The organism is Azohydromonas lata, assembly GCF_034427735.1.
Classification (GTDB): Bacteria; Pseudomonadota; Gammaproteobacteria; order Burkholderiales; family Burkholderiaceae_C; genus Azohydromonas; species Azohydromonas lata.
Genome location: NZ_JAXOJX010000016.1, coordinates 87,975 through 108,730 on the forward strand (window position 1 = coordinate 87,975; position 20,756 = coordinate 108,730).

Below are 20,756 nucleotides of genomic sequence, written 5' to 3' on the forward strand. Positions count from 1 at the left end.
CGCCCATGCCGCCCGCTACGATGCCGGCCCATGCAAATGCCTTACGAATGGCAGATCGGCTGGCGCTACACGCGCGCGGGCCGGGCCGGGCGGCGAAACCGCTTCATATCCTTCATTTCCGGCGTGTCCATGCTGGGCATCGCCCTGGGCGTGGCGGCGCTGATCATCGTGCTGTCGGTGATGAACGGCTTTCAGAAGGAAGTGCGCGAACGCATGCTCAGCGTGATCTCGCACGTGGAAATCCTGGAGCCCACGGGCGCGGCGCTGCCCGACTGGCGCGCCGTGGCCAACCAGGCGCGGCGCAACGCGCAGGTGCAGGGCGCCGCGCCCTTCATCGCCACGCAGGCCCTGCTGGCGCGCGGCGACACCATGCGCGGCGTGCTGGTGCGCGGCATAGACCCGGCCGAGGAGGCCGCCGTCACCCCGCTGGCCGCGCAGTTGCGCGACACGGTGCTGGCCAAGCTGCAGCCCGGCGCCTGGCAGATCGTGCTGGGCCTGGAGCTCTCGCGCCAGTTGGGCGTGGGCCCGGGCGACACGGTGACGCTGGTGGCCCCGGGCGGGCAGGTGACGCCCGCGGGCGTGGTGCCGCGCTTTCGCGCCTTCACGGTGGCCGGCGTCTTCTCCTCCGGCCACTACGAGTACGACAGCTCGCTGGCCCTGGTCCACGTGGAGGACGCCGCCAAGCTCTTCCGCGTGGAGGGCCCTACCGGCGTGCAACTGCGCCTGGCCGACGTGAACGAGGCCCGCAACGTGGCGCAGCAGCTCGGCGGCGCCCTGCCCAACCTGCTCGTGCGCGACTGGACGCGCACCAACGCCGCCTGGTTCGACGCGGTGCAGATCGAAAAGCGGCTGATGTTCATCATCCTCACGCTCATCGTCGCCGTGGCCGCCTTCAACCTCGTCTCCACGCTGGTGATGACGGTCACGGACAAGCGTGCCGACATCGCCATCCTGCGCACCCTGGGCGCAAGCCCGCGCTCCATCATGGGCATCTTCGTGGTGCAGGGCGCGGCCTCCGGAATCATCGGCACCTTCGCCGGCACGGCGCTTGGGCTGCTGGTGGCCTTCAACGTGGGCACCATCGTCCCGGCCATCGAGCGGGTGCTCAACGTCAATTTCCTGCCCGGCAGCATCTACGTGATCAACCACATGCCCAGCGACCCGCAGCGCGGCGACATCGTGCCCATCGTCCTCATCTCGCTGGTGCTGGCGCTGCTGGCCACGCTGTACCCGAGCTGGCGCGCCAGCCGCGTCAACCCGGCGGAGGCGCTGCGCTATGAGTGAGCTTTCCCGTCCCAACGCTGCGGCGGCCGCGGCTCTCGGCGATGCCGGCGAGCCGGTGCTCTCCTGCACCGGGCTGTCCAAGCGCTTTCACGACGGCACGCTGGACGTGCAGGTGCTGCGCGACGTGACTTTGCAGGTCCAGCGCGCGCGCACCCTGGCCATCGTCGGCGCGTCGGGCTCCGGCAAGAGCACGCTGCTGCACCTGTTGGGCGGCCTGGACGCGCCCACCGCCGGCCGCGTGCAGCTCCTGGGCCGCGACTTCGCCGCCATGAGCGCCGCCGAGCAGGGCCGCTGGCGCAACCAGCACCTGGGCTTCATCTACCAGTTCCACCACCTGCTGCCGGAGTTCAGCGCGCTGGACAACGTGGCCATGCCGCTGCGCGTGCGCCGCGTGGCGCTGGAAGTTGCACGCACCCAAGCCCGCGAGATGCTGGGCCGCGTGGGCCTGTCCACGCGCGTGGAGCACCGGCCCAGCGAGCTCTCCGGCGGCGAGCGCCAGCGCGTGGCCATCGCCCGCGCACTGGTGTCGCAGCCGGCCTGCGTGCTGGCCGACGAGCCCACCGGCAACCTCGACCGCGACACGGCTGACGCCGTCTTCGCCCTCATGCTGGAGCTCGCGCGCGAGCGCGGCACCGCCTTTGTCCTGGTCACGCACGACGAGCGCCTGGCCGCGCGCTGCGACCGCACGCTGCGGCTGCTGCAAGGCGTGCTGCAGCCCTCCTGACACGGTGCTTCGAGCCGGCTGCGGCCGGCGGGCCCGGAGTTTGCCCTTAGGGATTAGCCCCCATTCACAGCAGCCGCTTGGTCGGCAGCGGGAGTGGGGAAACCTAAAGTGCAGATGCGGGCCCCCAATCAGTGCGGGCCCGTCAAGGAGTCCAACCGTGAAGCTTTCCGTACTCACTTCCTTGATCGTCGCCGCCTTGGGCGCCACTTCCGCCATGGCCCAAACGCAGCAGCCGCTCACCCGCGCGGAAGTCAAGGCCGAGCTGGCACGCGCCCAGGCCGCCGGCGAGATCGAGCGCACCGACCAGAGCTACGGCACCTGGTGGGCCAGCTCGCCCACGTCCAAGAATTTCGACAAGAACTACAGCGGCCCGCCGGCCGGCACCAGCGACAGCACCAGCAGCGTGGCTGACGGCTCGTCTTCCAGCGGCACGTCGTCCTCGTACAGCGGTTCCGGCGTCGCCGCGGGCAGCCCGTCCATGTCCTCGGACAGCGGCGCGGCCGGCCGCAGCTATGAAGGCACCGGCAGCATGAACGAGCCCGCCGCCGCCACCAGCGCCGGCACCATGGGCGCCGACACCTCGTCCACGGCTGCCGGCATGGGCAGCGGCGCGTCCTCTGGCACCACCGGCACAGGCAGCGACGCCGCCACCAGCGCGGGCGCCATGGGCACCACCGGCTCGTCCTCCGGGACGACGGGCATGGGCGGCGACGCCTCGTCCACCGCGGGCGCCATGGGCGCGGCCGGCACGACTTCCGGCACCACCGGCACGGGCAGCGACGCGTCCTCCACCGCCGGCGCCATGGGCACGGGCTCGTCCTCCAGCACCACGGGCATGGGCAGCGACATGTCCTCCTCCGGCACCGGCGCGCAGGCGCCGGCCTACGGCACGGCCGTCGGGACGACGTCCACCTTCGACACCTCCTCGTCGCAGGGCGCCGCGGGCCGCAGCTATGACGGCAGCACCGCCAGCGGCCCGGCCACCCGTGCCCAAGTCGCCGCCGACCGCGACGCCGCCATGCGCAGCGACCGCTGGATCTTCAACGACCTCGACGGCCTGCGCCGCCTCGACCCGGGCGAGAACAGCCACGCAGGCCGCGTCTACAAGGGCCCGGCCGACGCCTCGGCCTACTGAGCGCCCAACGCCTGAGCCGGCCCGCGGCTTGTGAAGCGGGCCGGCCCAAGTGAAGCCGACACCGGCGCGGCGCCACCGCAGGGCGCCGCGCCGGTTCGCTGTCGGGACCGTTACCACCCGACCCACCCCGCCTCCCGGCGGGGTTTCACAATGCGGGCGTGAAGCAGTACCCGCGCACCCGGCGCGCCGCGCGCCGCCCGTCCGCCGCCTGGCCCCATCCGGGCCCACGCCCGCCGGTTTCCGTCCTGTCCCGCTTTCCCGCCCGCTTGCTGGCGGGCTGGCTGCTGTGGCTGGCCGGCCTGGGCGCCGCTGCCGCGCAGCCGCTGCCGGCACTGCAGTCCGCGCCGCCGCCCGCGTTCCCGTCCGGCACCGCCGCCGTCAAGCCGTCGCCGGGGCCCGGCCTGGGCAGTCCCGGCGAGCCCGTGGCGCTGGTGGTGGGCTACCAGCCTTACTTCACCGCCGCCTGGTCCGCGCTGGTCATGCGCGGCAAGCGTTTTTACGAGCGCTATTTACCCAAGGGCTCGACCGTGGAGTTCGAACCCGCGCTGCAGGGCCGCAAGATCGCCGCGGCCCTGCAGGCCGGCGTGCAGCACATCGGCTACATGGGGCCGGTGTCGGCCCTGGTGGCGGCCACGCGCACCGAGGGCACGGCCGACGCGCTGCAGCTCGTGGCCGCGCTGGGCATGGGCCAGGACCAGTGCAACGTGCTGGTGGCGCGCGTGGACGGGCCCGCCACGCCGCAGGCGCTGCAGGGCGCGCAACTGGCCGCGCCGCGCGACAGTTGCGCCGACCGCTTCGCCCGCGAGCTGCTCAGCACCCGCCAGGTGGCGCCCGCGGCCTACCTGGGCCAGAACATCGAGATCATCAGCAGCAACCTGCGCGCGGGCCGCATCGACGCCGCCGCCGTGTGGGAGCCCGTGGCGACGCGGCTGGTGCAGGAGGGCGTGGCGCGGCGCATCGCCAGCGGCCGCGACCTGGGCCTGGAGGACGGCGGTTTTTTGCTCATGCGCGCCGATTTGCTGCAACGCCGGCCGGACGTCGCCCAGGCCTGGCTGCGCGCGGAGCTGGACGCGCAGCGCTTCCTGGCCGACCCCGCCAACGCCGCCGACGTGGTGCGCATGGCCCAGGCCCAGACCGCCGGTTTTGATGGCGCCACGCTGTGGAACGCGCTGTACGCGGCACCCGCGGCCGTCGCTGCGCCGGCCTCCGCCGCCGCCTCCGCACCTGCGCTTGCTCCTGCGCCCACGCCCGCACCGGCGCCCGTGGCCGCCGCGTCGCCCGCCACCGCCCCGGCGGGCGTGCAAGGCGTGCCGTCGCCGGACGCGGCGGACGTGCCGCGCATGACCTTCCCTTTCGTCTTCGACGACACCGCACGCCGCCTCATCGCCGGCACCATGGCCTACCTGCACGAGGCGGGGCAGGTGCCCTCGGACACCCTGGCGCCGCTGGCGCTGCAGGCCGAGCCCGCGCAGGCCGTGCTGCGCGAGCGCGGCCTGTCCGTGCCCGTGGGCCGCGTGATGCCGCTGCCCGCGCGCGGCGGCGGCGAGCTGCCGGACGCGCGCGTGCGCATCACCGTGCGCGAAGGCGGCTGGGGCAACGCCAACACGCGCGACATCCGCGACGTGCTGGTGGCCGTGGCGCGCGAGCTGCAGCAGCGCATCCCGGGGCGGCCGCTGGCGCCCATCGTGGTGTCGCACACCGCGCGCTCGCCCATCTCGCTCTACGAGCGCGGCCCGCGCGGCGAGTACCAGGTGCAGCTCACCGCGCGCGACGACCGCTGGGCCGGCTACGTCTACGAGTTCGCGCACGAGTTCTGCCACGTCATGGCCAACTACGAGCGCCACCCGCACTTCCAGGCCGCCGGTGCCCACCAGTGGTTCGAGGAGGCGCTGTGCGAGGTGGCCTCGCTCTACACCCTGCAGCGCTTTGCCGCCGAGTGGCAGATCGCGCCGCCCAGCCCGCGGCTGCAGGGCTACGCCCAGGAGCTGCAGGCCAGCGCTGACCGCTTCCTGGCCGAGAAGCACCGCCGCCTGGCGGCGGGCCAGACCCTGACCGCCTGGTTCGCCGCCAACGAGCCCGTGCTGCGCAAGGGCCCCTACGACCGCGACCGCAACGAGGTCGTCGCCACGCAACTGCTGTCGCTGTTCGAGGAGAACCCGCAGCTCTGGGAAGCGCTGGGCTACCTCAATCTCGACGCCCCGGGCGGCAGCTTCAGCGACTACCTGCGCAACTGGCGCGACAACGCGCCGCTGGCCTACCGCGACAGCATCAGCTACGTGATGGCGCTGTTCTTCGGCCCGCCCGCGGGGGCGCCGGATGCGCGCCGCGCCGTCGAGCTGACCGTGCCCTACGGCATCGGCTCCGGCCCCGACGGCATCGCGCGGCTGCTGGCGCGGCAACTGGAGCCGCTGCTGGGCCAGAGCCTGGAGCTGGCCAACGTGCCCGGGGCCTCCGGCAACACGGGCCTCACCCGGCTGCTGGCCGCGGCCGACCCGGCCAACGCGCTGGCCGTCATCGCCGGCAACACGGTCTGGGTGTGGGCTGGCGGCACGGGCACGGTGGGTCCGCAGCTCTTCCAGACGCTGGGTGTGGTGTCCACCTTTGAGTCCTTCCTGTTCGCCCCGGCCGACAGTCCCTTCCGGACGCTTCAGGACGTGCTCGACCACGCGAAGCAGAACCCCGACCGGCTGCGCGTGGCCACCTCCGGTGCCGGCGGGCGCGACGAGCTGGCTTTGCGCGCGTTGGGCGTGAACGGGGCGAGGCTGCTCAACGTGCCGGTGTCGCGGCACGACGAGCGCGTGGCCGCCGTGCTGGACAAGCGCGTGGAGCTGCTGTTCGAGGAGCCGGGCGACGTGGCCGAGCTGCTGGAGGAGGGGCGCCTGCGCCCGCTGGCCGTGCTGGCCGCGCAGCGCGACCCGGCCTTCCCGGAGGTGCCCGCGGCGCAGGAATTCGGTTTTGACCTGCGGCCCTTCACGAGCTTTCGCGCCCTGGTGGCGCACGCCGCCATGCCGGCGCAGCGCGTGCAGGCGCTGCGCCAGGCGCTGGCGCAAGTGCTGCAAGGCCCCGAGTGGCGCAACTACTGCCGCCAGTTGCTGAGCTGCGCCACGCCGCTGTCGGACGAGCAGACGCGCACTTACCTGCAGCGCTACTTCGACGCGGCCAGGGCGTACAGGGAGCGGCTGCCGCGCTGAGCGGCCGCGCACGGATCGCCAACCGCAACCGGGCCTACATCACCCGGCCGAACCACCACAGCGACAGCGCCGCCGCGGCCAGCGCCAGCGCAGCGCCCAGCGCGGCGAAGAGGGCGGTGATCTCCGTTTCCTTCTTCTCCATCACCAGGCGCGAGGACAGCGTCTCGTACACCTTCTTCAGGTCGGCCGCGGTGCCGGCATAGAAGTACTCGGCGCGGGTGAGGTCGGCGATGGTCTTGAGCGTTTCCTCGTCCAGCCGCACCCGCATGCTCCAGCCCTCGAAGCCAATGGTGTCGCCCTCCTTGGTGCCAATGCCCACGGTGTAGACGCGCACGCCGCGCTCGGCGGCCATGCGGGCGGACTCCACCGGGTCCGGCCCCGTGGTGCGCTGCCCGTCGGTGAGCAGGATGACGGCGGCCGACGCGTAGCTGCCCGGCTCCACCGGCTTGAAGTCGCGCGGCTTGGCTTCATTGCCGTTGTTCTCGCCCAGCGCCTGCGGCATGGGCCGCTGCCCGGTGACCTGGCTCAGGTCTATGCCCGCGTCCGGGAAGATGGTGGCCAGCGACAGCACGATGCCGCTGCCTATGGCCGTGGCGCGCTGGAGCTGGAAGCGGTCAATCGCGGCCACCACGTCCTCGCGGCTGAAGGTCGGCGCCTGCACCACCGCGGCCGTGCCGGCAAAGGCCACCACGCCCACGCGCACGTCGCGCGGCAGGTCGGTGAGGAAGGCCTTGGCAGCGTTTTGCGCCGCCGCCAGCCGCGTGGGCTGCACGTCGGCGGCGCGCATGCTGCCGGAAACGTCCATGGCCAGGATAATGGTCTGCTCCGCCAGCGGCAGCGTCATCACCGCCGTGGGCCGCGCCGAGGCCAGCAGCAGCGCCGCCAGCGACACGAGCAGCAGCAGCGGCGGCACGTGGCGCTTCCAGGCGCTGCCGCGCCCAAGCGCCTGCTTCACCAGCCCCAGGTCGGCATAGGGCAGCACGGCCTGCTTTCGCCGACGCAGCAGCCACAGGTACAGCAGCACCAGCAGCGGCAGCAGCAGCAGCGTCCACAGCAGCGAGGGCCACAGGAAATTCATCATCGCTACTCCCGGCTATCCCTGTCGTATTCAGTAATGCGCCCGCGGCTTGACGCTGCCGGCGGCCAGTCGGCTGCGCTGGCGCCGCAGGTGAACGAAGCGGACGATGGCCTCGGCCAGGTCCTCGTCGGTGGCCATTTCCAGCGTGTCCACGCCCGCCTGCGCCAGCCCCGTGCGCAGCTCGGCCTCGCGCCGCCGCGCCGCGGTGGCAAAGCGCTGGCGAAAGCCTTTGGCATGCGTGTCCACCATCAGTTGCTCGCCCGTCTCGGCGTCCTGGATATAAACCATCCCGATATCGGGCAAATCCAGCTCCAGCGGGTCATAGAGGCGCACCGCGACGACCTCGTGGCGCATGGCCAGCGACGCCAGCGGCTCGCTCCAGCCCGGCTCGCTGAAGAAGTCGGACAGCACGAACACCAGCGAGCGCCGGCGCAACTGCTGCAGCGCGCCTTGCAGCAGCTCCTGCAGCCGCGTGCCCCCGGGCATGGCCACGGGGGCGGGACGGTTCATGAGCCGCTGCAGCAGCTCCAGCACCTGCAGCCGCCCGCCGCGCGCGGGCAGCACGGTGTCCACGCGGCTGCCGTAGAGCAGGGCGCCCACGCGGTTGCCCCGGCGCGCCAGCAGCCGCGCGATCACGCCGGTGAACTCGATCCCCACCTGCGCCTTGCTGCGCCGGCGCGAGCCGAAGTGCACCGAGGGGCTCAGGTCCAGCAGGAACCACGCGGCGATGTCGCGGTCCTCGGTGTACTCGCGCACGTAGGGCTGCTGCAGCCGCGCGGTGACGTTCCAGTCGATGCGGCGCACGTCGTCGTGGTGCTGGTACTCGCGCAGGTCCGCGAGGTCCAGCCCCTCGCCGCGGAAGAGCGTGCGGTAGTCGCCCTGCAGCCAGCCGTCCAGGCGGCGGATGGTGCTCCACTCCAGGCGGCGCAGCAGCGCCTCGGCGTTGTCGCCAGGCAGGGCGGGCGCGGCTTGGGCCGCGGCCGGCGCCTTGTTGGCTGAAGGCGCGCGATCAGCCATTGGCGGCGAGCTGGGCGCGGGCTTCCAGCGGCTTGTCCGGCGCGGGCAGCTTCTGCATGACCTTGCCGATGATGGCGTCGGCGCTGATGCCCTCGGCCAGTGCCTCGTAGCTCAGCGTCAGGCGGTGGCGCAGCACGTCGGCGGCGATGTCCACCATGTCGTCCGGCAGCACGTAGGTGCGCCCGCGCAGGAAGGCCAGGGCGCGGGCGCCTTCCACGAGGTTGATGGTCGCGCGGGGGCTGGCGCCGAAGGTGATGTAGCGGCCCAGGTCGGAGAGGCCCGCGCGGGCCGGGTCGCGCGTGGCCGAGACGAGCTTGACGGCGTACTGCATCAGCGACGGGTCCACGTACAAGCCGCGGCAGGCCTGCTGCAGTTGCGCCAGTTGCAGCGTGGTGGCCACCGGCTGCACCTCCACCGGCGCGCCGGTGACGCGCTCGACGATGACGAACTCCTCCTCTTCCGTCGGGTAATCCACCAGCACCTTCATCATGAAGCGGTCCACCTGCGCCTCCGGCAGCGGATAGGTGCCCTCGGTCTCGATCGGGTTCTGCGTGGCCATCACCAGGAAGGGTTCCGGGACGCGGTGCGTGGTGCCGGCAATGGTGACCTGCCGCTCCTGCATCACCTCCAGCAGTGCGCTCTGTACCTTGGCCGGCGCGCGGTTGATCTCGTCGGCCAGCAGCAAGTTGGTGAACACCGGGCCCAGCGTGGTGCTGAAGTCGCCCGTCTTCTGGTTGTAGATGCGCGTGCCCACCAGGTCGGCCGGCACCAGGTCCGGCGTGAACTGGATGCGCTTGAACTGCCCGCGCAGCGTCTGCGCCAGCGTCTTGATGGTGAGCGTCTTGGCCAGGCCCGGCACGCCTTCGACCAGCAGGTGGCCCTGCGAGAGCATGGCCACCAGCACGCGCTCCAGGAAGCGGTCCTGGCCGACCACGACACGCTTGACTTCGTAGAGCACGCGCTCCATCAGGGCTGCGGTTTCGCTGTTGCTGCCGAGCATCGGAATCCTCCCGTGGAAAAAAGAATCGAGGAAACGTTGGTGTGAACGAAAGGCAAACGCCCGGCGCGAGGCCGGGCGTTCTTGCCGTCAGAAAGGTGGCAGCCCCGCGCCGCCGGCGGCGTTCTCTATGGGCACGGCGAAGCCTATGCCCACGAAGAAGCGCTGCTGCACCGGGTTGAGGATGGCGGTGACGATGCCCACCACCTCGCCGTCGTCCGTCACCAGCGGCCCGCCGGAGCTGCCCGGGTTGGCCATGGCGTCGAACTGGATGAGGTTGGACAGCACCTGCTTGCCTTCCGGCGAGCGGAACTCGCGCTTGAGCCCCGACACCACGCCGGAGGACACCGTGGGGCCGATGCCGAAGGGGAAGCCCACCGCCGTCACGCGCTCGCCCGGATGCAGGTCGGCCGTGGAGCGCAGCGTGGCGGCCTGCAGGTCGTCGGGGATGCGCTGCGCGCGCAGCACGGCCAGGTCGTTTTCCGGCATGACGTTGACCACCGTGGCCTCGGACTCCAAGCCGTCGGAGAACACCACCTGCACGCGGCGCGCGCCGCTGACCACGTGCAGGTTGGTCAGGATCAGCCCGCTGTCCACGATGACCACGCCGCTGCCCACGCCCACCTCGTGGCCGCCGTGCGCGGGCGCGTCGCCGGCCACGGCCTTCTTGCCGCCGGCGTCCGGCTTCACCACGCCGTTGTTGCCGTTGCCGTTGCTGCTTCCCGGGCCGGAAGCGTCGGCCACGGGGCCGTCGTCATCCAGGCCGACCACGCGCACCACGGAGCCGCGGATCTTCTCGTAGGCCTTGGCCGCCGGGGAGGGCAGCGGCTGGGTTTCCAGCGCCTTCTTCACCGCGAGGTCGATGTGCTTTTGCGTGATCACCTGCGGCGCGGGCCGCGAGGCTTCCCAGGCCAGCAGCGGGCCGCCCACGAACAGCGCGCCTGCCAGCGCCCAGCCCCAGGCCGGCAGCGCCAGGCGGCGCTTGGGCGGCACAGCGGCAGACGTGGTGGATGCGGCGGCGGTGGAACGGCCGGCTGCGGCGGCGCCGTGCGCAGCCAGTGCCGGCTTGGCGGCGGGCCCGGCGGCCGGTGCGGGTTGAGGGGAATCCGCTGCAGGCGGGCGAACCCGGCTGGAGTGGCTGTAAAGCGGTGTCCGGTTCGACCTGCGCCCGTTCATCTGCGCCCCCTGCGTGCAGCAATGCGGCCCCACAGTAGCACGATCCTCGCTCAGGCATCATCGGCGCATGGCCAACGCTGTTTTGCCGTGGATAGACACCCACTGCCATCTGGATGCCGCCGAGTTCGAAGCCGATCGCGACGCGGTGGTGCAGCGCGCACGCGATGCTTGTCTGAAGCAAATCGTGCTCCCGGCCGTGGCGCCCGGCAACTTCGAAACCGTGCGCGAATTGGCACATCGCCACGGCTTGTCCTACGCCTTGGGTATCCACCCGCTGTACGTGCACGACGCCGGCGCGAATGCGGTGCAGGCGCTGCGGGACAGCCTGTACCGCCACCGCGACGATGCGCGCCTGGTGGCCGTGGGCGAGATCGGCCTGGATTTCTTCGTCCCCGGGCTGGACCGCGCGCTGCAGGAGGACCTGCTCGCCGCGCAACTGGCGCTGGCGCGCGAGCTTTCGCTGCCCGTGCTGCTGCACAGCCGCCGCTCGGTGGACCGGGTGCTGATGCACCTGCGCCGCGCGGGCGTGCGCGGCGGCATCGCCCACGCCTTCAACGGCAGCGCGCAGCAGGCCCATGCCTTCCTGGACCTGGACGTGCGCCTGGGCTTTGGCGGCGCCATGACCTACGAGCGCGCCTTGCAGATACGCCGCCTGGCCGCCGGGCTGCCGGCCGACGCGCTGGTGCTGGAGACCGACGCGCCCGACATCCCGCCGCAGTGGCTGTACCGCCGCGCCGACGGACGGGCTGAAGGCGAGCCCACAGGCGCGCGCAACGAGCCCGCCGAGCTGCCGCGCATCGCGCTCACGTTGGGCGGGCTGCGCGGCTGGGACGCCGCCGAGACCGCCGCCGCCACGGCCGCCAATGCCCGCGCCGCCTTGCCGCGGCTGGCGGATTTGTTGGCCTGAGCCCGCGCCGGCGCCGCCGCCCCCGGCCGGCCGGGGCACACTCGCGGCCCGCATACACCAGAACGGCGCAGACCCGGCGCATTGATCCATGGCCAGCAAGAAATCCCCGGCTCGACAGGCGCAAGCCGGCGCCACCATCTCCGAATACGCCGGCGTGCGTTACCTGCACCTGGGCACGGAGTGGGTGCAGGGCGCCATGCGCGTGCGCAAGCCCCAGCAGATAGAGCTCGAATACGTGCAGCGCATGATGGCCTGGATGCTCTGGCGCCCAACGCAGGAGCTCACCGAAGGCAGCGCCGTGCAACTGGGCCTGGGCGCGGGCGCCATCACGCGCTTTTGCCACCAGGCGCTCAAGATGCCCACCACCGCCGTGGAGCTCAACGCCACCGTCATAGACGCCTGCCGCCTGTGGTTCCACCTGCCCGACAACGACGCGAGGCTGACCGTGCTGCACGAGGACGCCGCGCGCTGGGTGGCCGACCCGCAAAACCTGGGCACCGTGCAGGTGCTCAACGTGGACCTCTACGACCACGAGGCCGCCGCCCCCGTGCTCGACGACGAGGCCTTCTACGCCCACTGCCGCGGCGTGCTGGCCGACGGCGGGCTCATGACCGTCAACCTCTTCGGCCGCGACGCCAGCTTCGACGCCAGCGCCGCGCGCATCGCCGCCGCCTTTGGCCTGGAGCAGGTGTGGCACCTGGCGCCCACCAAGGAGGGCAACACCATCGTCGTGGCCGCGCGCGGCGTGGAGGTGCCCGACCGCGACACCCTCATCGCGCGCGCCGAGCACATACGGGAGCGGTTCGGCCTGCCTGCGCCGAAGTGGCTGCGCCTGGTGCGGCCGCTGCGCCTGCCCGGCTGAGCCGCGGCGGCAAGGGCCGCGGCAATTTTTCACGGCCTCCACCGGGGTGGCGGCGCGGCGCGCACCGTCCGTGCTCGCGCTTACGTGGAATCCACAGCGAAGACCCAGGGGGCGATTCCTAGAATCCGCCGCACTTCGGTACAGGAGACAACCCGTGAAGATAAAAAGTCAGAAGGACTTCTGGTCCGGACTGATGTTCGTCGCCGTAGGCCTGGGCTTCGCCTGGGGCGCAACGAATTACAGCTTCGGCCAGTCCGCACGCCCGGGTCCGGGCTATTTCCCCTTCGGCCTGGGCCTGCTCATGGCCGTGCTCGGCGGCATGGTGCTGTTCAAGTCGTTGACCAAGGACACCGAGGACGGCGAGCCCATCGGCGCCTTCTCCTGGCGGCCGCTGCTCATCATCATCGGCTCCGTGGCGCTGTTCGGCGTGCTGCTGCCGCGCCTGGGCATGTTCATCTCGCTGCCCATCCTGGTCGTGATGTCGGCCAGTGCCAGCGACGAGTTCAAGCTCAAGGAGGCGCTGCTCAACGCGGTGATCCTGACCGTGGGCAGCTGGGCCATCTTCATCTACGGCCTGAACCTCACCATCCCGCTGTGGCCGACGTTCGGCGCGGCCACCGGAGGCTGATCACATGGATCTGCTCAACAACTTGGGCCTGGGTTTCCAGGTCGCCTTCACCTTCACCAACATCATGTGGGCGCTGGGCGGCGCCATCCTGGGCACGCTCATCGGCGTGCTGCCGGGCCTGGGCCCCGTGGCGACCATCGCCATGCTGCTGCCCAGCATCTACTCGCTGGACGCCACGCCGGCGCTGATCATGCTGGCCGGCATCTACTACGGCGCGCAGTACGGCGGCTCCACCACCGCCATCCTGATCAACGTGCCCGGCGAATCCAGCTCCGTGGTGACGGCCATCGACGGCTACACCATGGCGCGCAAGGGCCGCGCCGGCCCCGCGCTGGCCGCCGCCGGCCTGGGTTCCTTCTTCGCCGGTTGCGTGGGCACCATCATCATCGCGGCCTTCGCGCCGCCGCTGACCGAGCTGGCCTTCAAGTTCGGCCCGGCCGAGTACTTCTCGCTCATGGTGCTGGGCCTCATCGGCGCCGTGGTGCTGGCTTCCGGCTCGCTGGTCAAGGCCATCGCCATGATCCTGCTGGGCCTGCTGCTGGGCCAGATCAACACCGACGTGATCTCGGGCGTGCCGCGCTACAGCTTCGACATCCCTGAGCTCACCGACGGCATCGGCTTCGTGGCCATCGCCATGGGCGTGTTCGGCTTCGGCGAGATCATCTCCAACCTCGGCCGCCCGGCCGAGCACCGCGAGGTCTTCACCAAGAGCGTGAGCGGCCTGTGGCCGACCAAGCAGGACTTCAAGGACGCCGCTCCCGCCGTGCTGCGCGGCACCGCGCTGGGCTCCATCCTGGGCGTGCTGCCCGGCGGCGGCGCGCTGCTGGCCTCCTTTGCCGCCTACACGGTGGAAAAGAAGACCCGCGGCCGCAAGGGCGAAGTGCCCTTTGGCCAAGGCAACATCCGCGGCGTGGCGGGCCCCGAGGCCGCCAACAACGCCGGCGCGCAGACCAGCTTCATCCCCATGCTGACGCTGGGCATCCCGCCCAACGCCGTGATGGCGTTGATGGTGGGAGCCATGACCATCAAGGGCATCCAGCCCGGCCCCCAGGTCATGACCAGCAACCCCGAGCTGTTCTGGGGCCTGATCGCCTCGATGTGGATCGGCAACCTGCTGCTGGTGATCCTGAACCTGCCGCTCATCGGCATCTGGATCAAGCTGCTGACCGTGCCTTACCGCTTCCTGTTCCCGGCCATCATGACCTTCTGCGCCATCGGCCTGTACACGCTCAACAACAACAACTTCGACGTGTACATCGCCGCCATCTTCGGCGTGGTGGGCTACCTGTTCTACAAGCTCGGCTGCGAACCCGCGCCGCTGCTGCTGGGCTTCATCCTGGGCCCCATGATGGAAGAGAACCTGCGCCGCGCGCTGCTGCTGTCGCGCGGCGAGTGGGGCACCTTCATGACCCGCCCGCTGTCCGCCGGCCTGCTGCTGGCCGCGCTGGCGATGGTGGTGGTGGTGATGCTGCCCTCCATCAAGAACAAGCGCGAAGTGGCGTTCCAGGACGCCGACTGACCCGGCTTCTGTTCCTCTTTCTCTCCCTTGCGGGCCGCCTTGTGCGGCCCTTTTTGCTTGTGCGCTGCACACCGGGGAAGGGGCATGCCGGGCAAGGCATGCGCGCTGCCCACCATCGCTGCAGTCCCACCAAGAGACGGAGCCGCGCCATGTTCGACTACGCCAACCCTTACCTCACGCCGCGGCTGCCCGTGTTCGCGCGCAACGTCGTGGCCACCTCGCACCCGCTGGCCGCGCAGGCGGGCTTGCGCATGCTGGCCGCCGGCGGCAACGCGGTGGACGCGGCCGTGGCCGCCGCCGCGGCCATGACGGTGCTGGAGCCCTGCAGCAACGGGCTGGGGTCGGACGCCTTTTGCATCCTCTGGGACGGCACGCGGCTTCATGGCCTCAACGCCTCCGGCCGCGCCCCCGCGGCCTGGACGCCGGACTATTTCAAGGCCCGCTACGGCGCCGACGCCACCACGCCGCCACGCCGCGGCTGGGACAGCGTCACCGTGCCCGGCGCCGTCTCGGCCTGGGTGGCGCTGTCGCAGCGCTTTGGCCGGCTGCCGCTCTCGCGCGTGCTGGCACCGGCCGTGAACATCGCCGAGCGCGGCTACGCCGTGCCCGTGGTCGTCCAGCAAAAGTGGCAGGCCGCCGCGGCATTGCCGGAGCTCACCTCCCAGCCGGGCTTTGCCGCCACCTTCCTGCCGCAGGGCAGGGCGCCCAACGTGGGCGAGCGCTTTGCCATGCCCGGCGCCGCGCGCGCGCTGCGCGCCATCGCCGACACCGGCGGCCAGGCGCTCTATGGCGGCGAGATCGCGCAGGCCCTGGCCGCCGCGGCGCGCGAGGGCGGCGGCGCGCTGACGGTGCAAGACCTCGCGGCCTACGCGCCGCAATGGGTGGAGCCGGTGGGCCAGGACTACCGCGGCCACCGCCTGCACCAGATCCCGCCCAACGGCCAGGGCCTGGCCGCGCTCATGGCGCTGGGCATGCTGCAGCGCTTCGACCTGCGCGCCCTCGGAGCGGACAGCGCCGAAGGCCACCACCTGCAGATCGAGGCCATGAAGCTGGCCTTCGCCGACGTCTACCGCTTCGTGGCCGAAGCCGACTGCATGGAGTGCACGGCCGAGCACCTGCTCGACCCGGCCTACCTGGCCGAACGCAGCCGGCTCATCGATCCGGCGCGCGCGCAGGACTTCGGCGCCGGCCATCCCATGCGCGGCGGCACCATCTACCTCACGGCCGCGGACGAGCAGGGGATGATGGTCAGCTTCATCCAGAGCAACTACCTGGGCTTCGGCTCCGGCGTGGTGCTGCCGCAGTGGGGCTTGAGCCTGCAAAACCGCGGCCACGCCTTCAGCCTGGACGAGGCCAGCCCAAACGCCGTGGCCCCGGGCAAGCGGCCCTTCCACACCATCATCCCCGGCTTCCTCACCCGCGACGGCCAGCCCGTGATGAGCTTTGGCGTCATGGGCGCCAACATGCAGCCGCAGGGCCAGTTGCAGACGCTGGTGCGCATGCTCGACCACGGCCAGAACCCCCAAACCGCCTGCGACGCGCCGCGCTGGCGAATTTTTTCGGGCCTGTCTCTCAACATCGAGTCCTCGATGCCGATGGGCACCGTGCAGGGCCTCGTCGCGCGGGGCCACCGCATCGAGCTCATCGAAGACAGCTACCAGGATTTCGGCGCCGGACAGTTCATCTGGCGCTTGGGCGACCCGTCAGTCGACGGCTATGTCGCGGCCAGCGATACGCGCCGCGACGGCGCAGCCGTGGGCTATTAACTTTTTGCGGCTGGCGCGCAACAGAGCTTTGTCCTGCCCCCAACACTTTCGAAGCAAATTCGTGAGGTTTGGCAGCATGTCCGAAAGTTTTCCCTTTCGTGCCACCGGGCGTTAATCCTCCGGGCCATAAAGTTGTGTCGTGTGTGCAAAGTTTTGTCTTGAAAAACTTGTTGCACTGAAATCACGCGGCCGCGCGACGGCCGTGTGCCGAGGCACTCCCAAAACTGTGTTTTTGAAATGCTTTCTTCCGAGTGCAGGGAGGGTCTTGGCCTGAAGAAATAGCACGATGCCGTTCGCCCGCCGTTTTCTGCACCGCTTCGATTTGACGTCGTTCACCCGCCTGGTTCGCGCGTTGTGGCTGTTTACGGTGGGGGTGCTGTTTACCGGTGCGGCACAGGCGGCGCTGTACATCGCGGGCCTGACGGATTCGCCGGACCCTGCGTCGGCCAACGGGCGCATCACCTACACGGCGCGCGTAGCCGAAGCGCTTCCCGGCGTGGCGCGCACCAACGTCGGCGTGTACTTCGTGATTCCGGCGGGCGCCACCTATGGGGGCATGGGCTCCGTGCCGGCCAACACGAGCTGCAGCGGCATGACGGTGGGCCAGGCCGGACCGGGCACGCTGAGCTGCAGCGGGTTCGACATCGCCGCCGATACCGTGGCTTCGCTGCAGCTTTACGTGCGGCCGCTGGCGCAGGGCACCACGACGGTCCAGGCCCAGACCGACCTCTCCGACCCGACCACGGCGGTGAGCCAGCTCACCACCGTCAACGCCGGGGCGGACCTGGGCCTGCAAGTGCTCGCCGGCAGCACGGTCACGTCCGGCACCACGCAAGCCGTTGAAGTGGTCGTCACCAACAACGGCCCCGATGCGTCCCAGTCGTCCACGGTGACCTTCACCGTGCACCCCCGCTTCGTGGTCAGCACCTTGCCCTCGGGCTGCACGCAGGCAGGCGGCTCGCTGACCTGCACGCGCGGAACACTGGCTTCCGGGGCCTCCTACCGGTTCACGATCACCGGCCTGGTCATCGCCGCCGGCGGCTCTTCCATCGCGCACACCGCCGACGTGGCCGCCGGAGGCAGCGTCGCCGACGGCTACACGGACAACAACCTGGCCAGCACCAACGTCGATGTCCTCCCCGGCACGACGCTCTCGCTGGCCAAGACGCCCCTGACGAATTCGCTGCAGCTCAACGACCAGTTCACCTATACCTTCACCGCCCGCTACAGCGGCGATTTCCCGCTCAACGCCACCCTGGTGGACCCGCTGCCGTCGACCTTTTGCGCCGTCAGCCAGCCCACGCCCTCCAGCGGCTGGACCTGCAGCGCCATGCCCCTTTGCGGCGCCGCCGGCGCGGCGGGCGCCACCATGAGTTGCACCCGCAACAACGTGGCGCCGTCGGGCACCACCACGGCCAACCAGTTGCTGGGCACGATCACGCTGCCGGTGAAGGCCATCGCGGTGACGGGCGGCGTCACCAACCGGGCCACCCTGAGCGCCACCGGCGCAGCGAGCGCGGAAGGCACGGCCACGGCCAACGTGACCGGCAACACCGGCGCCGATCTCCAGGCCGTCAAGGGCACCGTTGGCCAGAAGCAGGGTGCCATTCCCCTGATCACCACCAACGGGTCCGGCACGACCCTCAACACCCAGACCATCCAGTACAACATCAAGGCCAAGAACCTGGGCCCGCAAGCCATCCCGGCGGGCAGCACGTTCAGGCTGGTGGACACGGTGCCCATGGGCATGCGCGTGGACCAGATCCAGTTGCCGCGCAACGCCAGCAACGCCTTGCTCATGACGTGCGACAAGACCGCGCCGGTGGACGCGACCGCGGGCCCCGTCGTCATCACCTGCACGTCCACCGCGTCCGCCCCGGCCATCGCCATGGGCGCGGATACGCCGGCCATCACGCTGCTCGCCGGGGCCACCCTCGCCAACCCCACGCTCACGAACACCATGTGCGTGGAGCTGGACGGCGCGATTGCCGATCCCGTGGCCGGCAACAACTGCGCCGGCGTGGGCGTGGCCTCGCAGGACACGTCGAACCAGGCCGACGTGGGCGTGACCAAGAAGGTCGTGGGCGCGGGCGCCACCACCGGCAACCGCCAGGACGCCGGCAAGCCCATCCTGTGGGAGATCGAGGTCACCAACGCCGGGCCGTCCACGGCCACCAACGTGGCCGTGGCCGACACCTTCGAGGCGGCCATGTTTGCCGAGGCGCCGGCAACGGTCAACGTCATTGCCGGCAATGCCACGGTGGGCAGCTGCACGCTGGCGCGTCCGTTCGCGTCCAGCCCCAACGTGAACCTGGCCTGCACCATCACGTCGCTGCCCGTGTGCACCGCCGGCAGCACCTGTCCGCGCATTCAGGTGTCGATCTATCACTACAAGACCGACGCCTCCGCCCAATTCACGGTTCAAAACTCGAACTTGTCCGCGTGGGCGCCGGACAACGCCGATCCCGCCAAGACCAACAACACCGTGGCCTCGACGCCGGCCTACATGTCCGGCGGCGTGGACCTGAGCGTGAGCAAGGCGGCCAACCCCGCGTCCGTGGCGGCGGGGCAGTTGCTGACCTACACCATCACGGTCACCAACGCCGTTGCGAGCACCAGCGTCGCAAGCAACGTGGTGATGACGGACACCTTGCCCGAGGGCGTGGTGCTGCTGGCCGTGCCCACGATCTTCGACTCTCCCGGTGTCCCGTCCACGACGGGCAGTTGCACCACCACGGCCACGATTGGCGTGGCCACCAGCGGGGCGGCCTCCGCGCGCCAAGTGACGTGCACGTGGACTTCGATGGGCCGGGGCGTCACGCAGACGGTCACGCTCACCGTGCGGCCGACGGCCACCCTGCGCGGCAGCACCATCAGGAACACCGCCACGGTGACCAGCTCGCTGCCGGACACCAACCCCGCCGACAACACGTTCAACCGCGACACGCCCATCCTGCTGCCCAGCTACGACCTGCTGGTCAACAAGAGCGACGACATCGACCCGGCCGTTCCCGGCGACAACATCACGTACACGGTGACGGTGACCAACAACGGCGCCTCCGCGGTGGAAAACGTCCGGCTCGTGGACACGCTGCCCAGCGCCGTGGGGTCGCCGACCTTCGTGGAAATCGTGTCCAAGTCGCCCTCCAACGTGACTTGCACGCTCGCCGGCGTCGCGGTGGGCCAGGCCGGCGGCACCATCACCTGCAACATCCCGTCGCTGGGCACGGCAGGTGCGCTGGCAACCGGTGAAACCGTCACCGCCACGGTGCGCGTGAAGCTGCGCGCCGCGGCCCAGGGCGATTACGTCAACCAGGCCGCCGTCAGTTTCAGCGACGCCGCGCTCAACGCCTACGAAACCCAGACGGGCAACAACAGCGTCAGCGAAAGCACCAAGGTTCGCCTGCGCTCGGACCTCGAGGTGGTGAGCAAGACGGCGGTGTCCACCGACACCGCCACCGCCATCACCACGGTCCCCGCCTCCCAGCGCTTTGACTGGCTGGTGCAGTTGCGCAACAACGGCCCGTCGGACGCCGACACGGCAGTCTTCACCGACAACCTGCCCGGCAACCTGGTGCTCAGCGGCCCTGCGGTGTTCACCGTGCTCGGTGGCACGTTCACGCCTGCGGCGCCCACGTGCACGGGCGCGGCGGGCGGCACCTCCGTGAGCTGCACCATCGCGCTCATGCCCAGTGGCGCCACTGCCAGCGTGCGCATTCCGGTGACGCTCAGCGGCAGCCCGGCCGGTGGAACCGTGATCACCAACACGGCCAGCCTGGTCACCTCCGTCACGCCCGACACCAACGGCGGCAGCAACCCGGCCGCGGGCAACAACTTCAGCAGCGGCAGCATCACCGTGGGTAACCAGGCCGACGTGCAGGTGCTGAGCAAGGCGGCGGTGGCCACGGGCACGTCCACGGCGCAGGCCACGGCGCAGCCGCTGGCGGGCTTTGACTTCCTGGTGCAGGTGAAGAACAACGGCCCGGCGGCGGCGCAGACGGTGCAGTTCGCCGACGCGCTGCCCGTGGGCATGGAGCTCACCGGCACGCCGGTGTTCACGGTGACGGCGGGCACCTTCGTGCCGGCGGCGCCCACGTGCACGGGCACGGCCGGCGCCACCGCGTTCACCTGCGCCATCACCACCATGCCGGCCAATGGCACGGCTTCGGTGCGCATTCCGGTGCGGCTGACGGGCAGCCCGGCGGCGGGCACGGCGTTCAACAACACGGCCAGCATCGTCACCACCGGCACGCCGGACACCGACGGCGGCAGCAACCCGGCCGCGGGCAACAACTTCAGCAGCGGCAGCATCACCGTCGGCGCCGCGTCCGCGGCCGACGTGCAGGTGCTGAGCAAGGCGGCGGTGGCCACGGGCACGGCCACGGCGCAGGCCACGGCGCAGCCGCTGGAAGGCTTCGACTTCCTGGTGCGGGTGCAGAACAACGGCCCGGCGGCGGCGCAGACGGCGCAGT

The 20,756-nt window shown here is 70.9% G+C and carries 14 protein-coding genes; 10 read left to right on the forward strand and 4 right to left on the reverse strand.

What is annotated here, in order from left to right; all coding sequences use genetic code 11:
- The first annotated feature begins 30 nt into the window (after positions 1–30).
- The 4 genes from SM757_RS12090 to SM757_RS12105 all read left to right on the forward strand — a co-directional run bounded on the left by SM757_RS12090 (position 31) and on the right by SM757_RS12105 (position 6,334).
- Complete coding sequence (locus SM757_RS12090) at positions 31–1,284, forward strand: lipoprotein-releasing ABC transporter permease subunit (RefSeq protein ID WP_322465638.1); 1,254 nt, start codon at positions 31–33, stop codon at positions 1,282–1,284.
- On the forward strand, positions 1,277–2,008 hold the full coding sequence (lolD, locus tag SM757_RS12095; protein ID WP_066332702.1) for a lipoprotein-releasing ABC transporter ATP-binding protein LolD: 732 nt from the start codon (positions 1,277–1,279) through the stop codon (positions 2,006–2,008). Before SM757_RS12090 ends, lolD begins: the two co-directional genes overlap by 8 nt.
- Positions 2,009–2,165: 157 nt before the next feature.
- Complete coding sequence (locus SM757_RS12100) at positions 2,166–3,143, forward strand: DUF4148 domain-containing protein (protein ID WP_322465639.1); 978 nt, start codon at positions 2,166–2,168, stop codon at positions 3,141–3,143.
- Positions 3,144–3,301: 158 nt separating this feature from the next.
- Positions 3,302–6,334: a tripartite tricarboxylate transporter substrate-binding protein gene (locus tag SM757_RS12105; protein WP_322465640.1), complete on the forward strand. Its 3,033-nt coding sequence runs from the start codon at positions 3,302–3,304 to the stop codon at positions 6,332–6,334.
- 34 nt (positions 6,335–6,368) lie between these two features.
- On the opposite strand, the gene SM757_RS12110 is transcribed toward SM757_RS12105, so the two are convergent.
- From SM757_RS12110 to SM757_RS12125, 4 genes are all read right to left on the reverse strand, one after another.
- Positions 6,369–7,412: a VWA domain-containing protein gene (locus SM757_RS12110; protein WP_066332774.1), complete on the reverse strand. Its 1,044-nt coding sequence runs from the start codon at positions 7,410–7,412 to the stop codon at positions 6,369–6,371.
- Between the two features lie 30 nt (positions 7,413–7,442).
- Positions 7,443–8,429, reverse strand: a complete 987-nt coding sequence (locus SM757_RS12115) for a DUF58 domain-containing protein (protein WP_066332718.1) — start codon at positions 8,427–8,429, stop codon at positions 7,443–7,445.
- Positions 8,422–9,429, reverse strand: a complete 1,008-nt coding sequence (locus tag SM757_RS12120) for an AAA family ATPase (protein WP_066332721.1) — start codon at positions 9,427–9,429, stop codon at positions 8,422–8,424. Before SM757_RS12120 ends, SM757_RS12115 begins: the two co-directional genes overlap by 8 nt.
- Positions 9,430–9,516: 87 nt before the next feature.
- Positions 9,517–10,602: a S1C family serine protease gene (locus SM757_RS12125; RefSeq protein ID WP_322465641.1), complete on the reverse strand. Its 1,086-nt coding sequence runs from the start codon at positions 10,600–10,602 to the stop codon at positions 9,517–9,519.
- 67 nt (positions 10,603–10,669) lie between these two features.
- Here SM757_RS12125 and SM757_RS12130 point away from each other — a divergent pair, with 67 nt between their 5' ends.
- The 6 genes from SM757_RS12130 to SM757_RS12155 form a co-directional block, all read left to right on the forward strand.
- A complete protein-coding gene (locus tag SM757_RS12130; protein WP_322465642.1) occupies positions 10,670–11,509 on the forward strand; it encodes a TatD family hydrolase in 840 nt (279 codons plus the stop codon).
- An 88-nt stretch (positions 11,510–11,597) separates the two neighbouring features.
- Complete coding sequence (locus SM757_RS12135) at positions 11,598–12,371, forward strand: spermine/spermidine synthase domain-containing protein (RefSeq protein ID WP_322465643.1); 774 nt, start codon at positions 11,598–11,600, stop codon at positions 12,369–12,371.
- A gap of 154 nt (positions 12,372–12,525) precedes the next feature.
- Entirely contained in the window at positions 12,526–12,999 is a 474-nt protein-coding gene (locus SM757_RS12140) for a tripartite tricarboxylate transporter TctB family protein (RefSeq protein ID WP_066332736.1), read from the forward strand.
- A 4-nt stretch (positions 13,000–13,003) separates the two neighbouring features.
- Complete coding sequence (locus tag SM757_RS12145) at positions 13,004–14,518, forward strand: tripartite tricarboxylate transporter permease (protein WP_322465644.1); 1,515 nt, start codon at positions 13,004–13,006, stop codon at positions 14,516–14,518.
- Between the two features lie 149 nt (positions 14,519–14,667).
- On the forward strand, positions 14,668–16,284 hold the full coding sequence (locus tag SM757_RS12150; protein ID WP_322465645.1) for a gamma-glutamyltransferase family protein: 1,617 nt from the start codon (positions 14,668–14,670) through the stop codon (positions 16,282–16,284).
- 286 nt (positions 16,285–16,570) lie between these two features.
- Positions 16,571–20,756 (forward strand): CARDB domain-containing protein (locus SM757_RS12155; RefSeq protein WP_322465646.1); only part of this gene is annotated, 4,186 nt, incomplete at its 3' end.

Bases quoted from the DNA above. Each gene is read 5' to 3' on its own strand.
- SM757_RS12135 (WP_322465643.1), top strand. From the start codon at position 11,598: ATGGCCAGCAAGAAATCCCCGGCTCGACAGGCGCAAGCCGGCGCCACC.
- SM757_RS12150 (WP_322465645.1), top strand. From the start codon at position 14,668: ATGTTCGACTACGCCAACCCTTACCTCACGCCGCGGCTGCCCGTGTTC.
- SM757_RS12145 (WP_322465644.1), top strand. From the start codon at position 13,004: ATGGATCTGCTCAACAACTTGGGCCTGGGTTTCCAGGTCGCCTTCACC.
- lolD (WP_066332702.1), top strand. From the start codon at position 1,277: ATGAGTGAGCTTTCCCGTCCCAACGCTGCGGCGGCCGCGGCTCTCGGC.
- SM757_RS12120 (WP_066332721.1), bottom strand. From the start codon at position 9,429: ATGCTCGGCAGCAACAGCGAAACCGCAGCCCTGATGGAGCGCGTGCTC.
- SM757_RS12130 (WP_322465642.1), top strand. From the start codon at position 10,670: ATGGCCAACGCTGTTTTGCCGTGGATAGACACCCACTGCCATCTGGAT.
- SM757_RS12090 (WP_322465638.1), top strand. From the start codon at position 31: ATGCAAATGCCTTACGAATGGCAGATCGGCTGGCGCTACACGCGCGCG.
- SM757_RS12115 (WP_066332718.1), bottom strand. From the start codon at position 8,429: ATGGCTGATCGCGCGCCTTCAGCCAACAAGGCGCCGGCCGCGGCCCAA.
- SM757_RS12125 (WP_322465641.1), bottom strand. From the start codon at position 10,602: ATGAACGGGCGCAGGTCGAACCGGACACCGCTTTACAGCCACTCCAGC.
- SM757_RS12110 (WP_066332774.1), bottom strand. From the start codon at position 7,412: ATGAATTTCCTGTGGCCCTCGCTGCTGTGGACGCTGCTGCTGCTGCCG.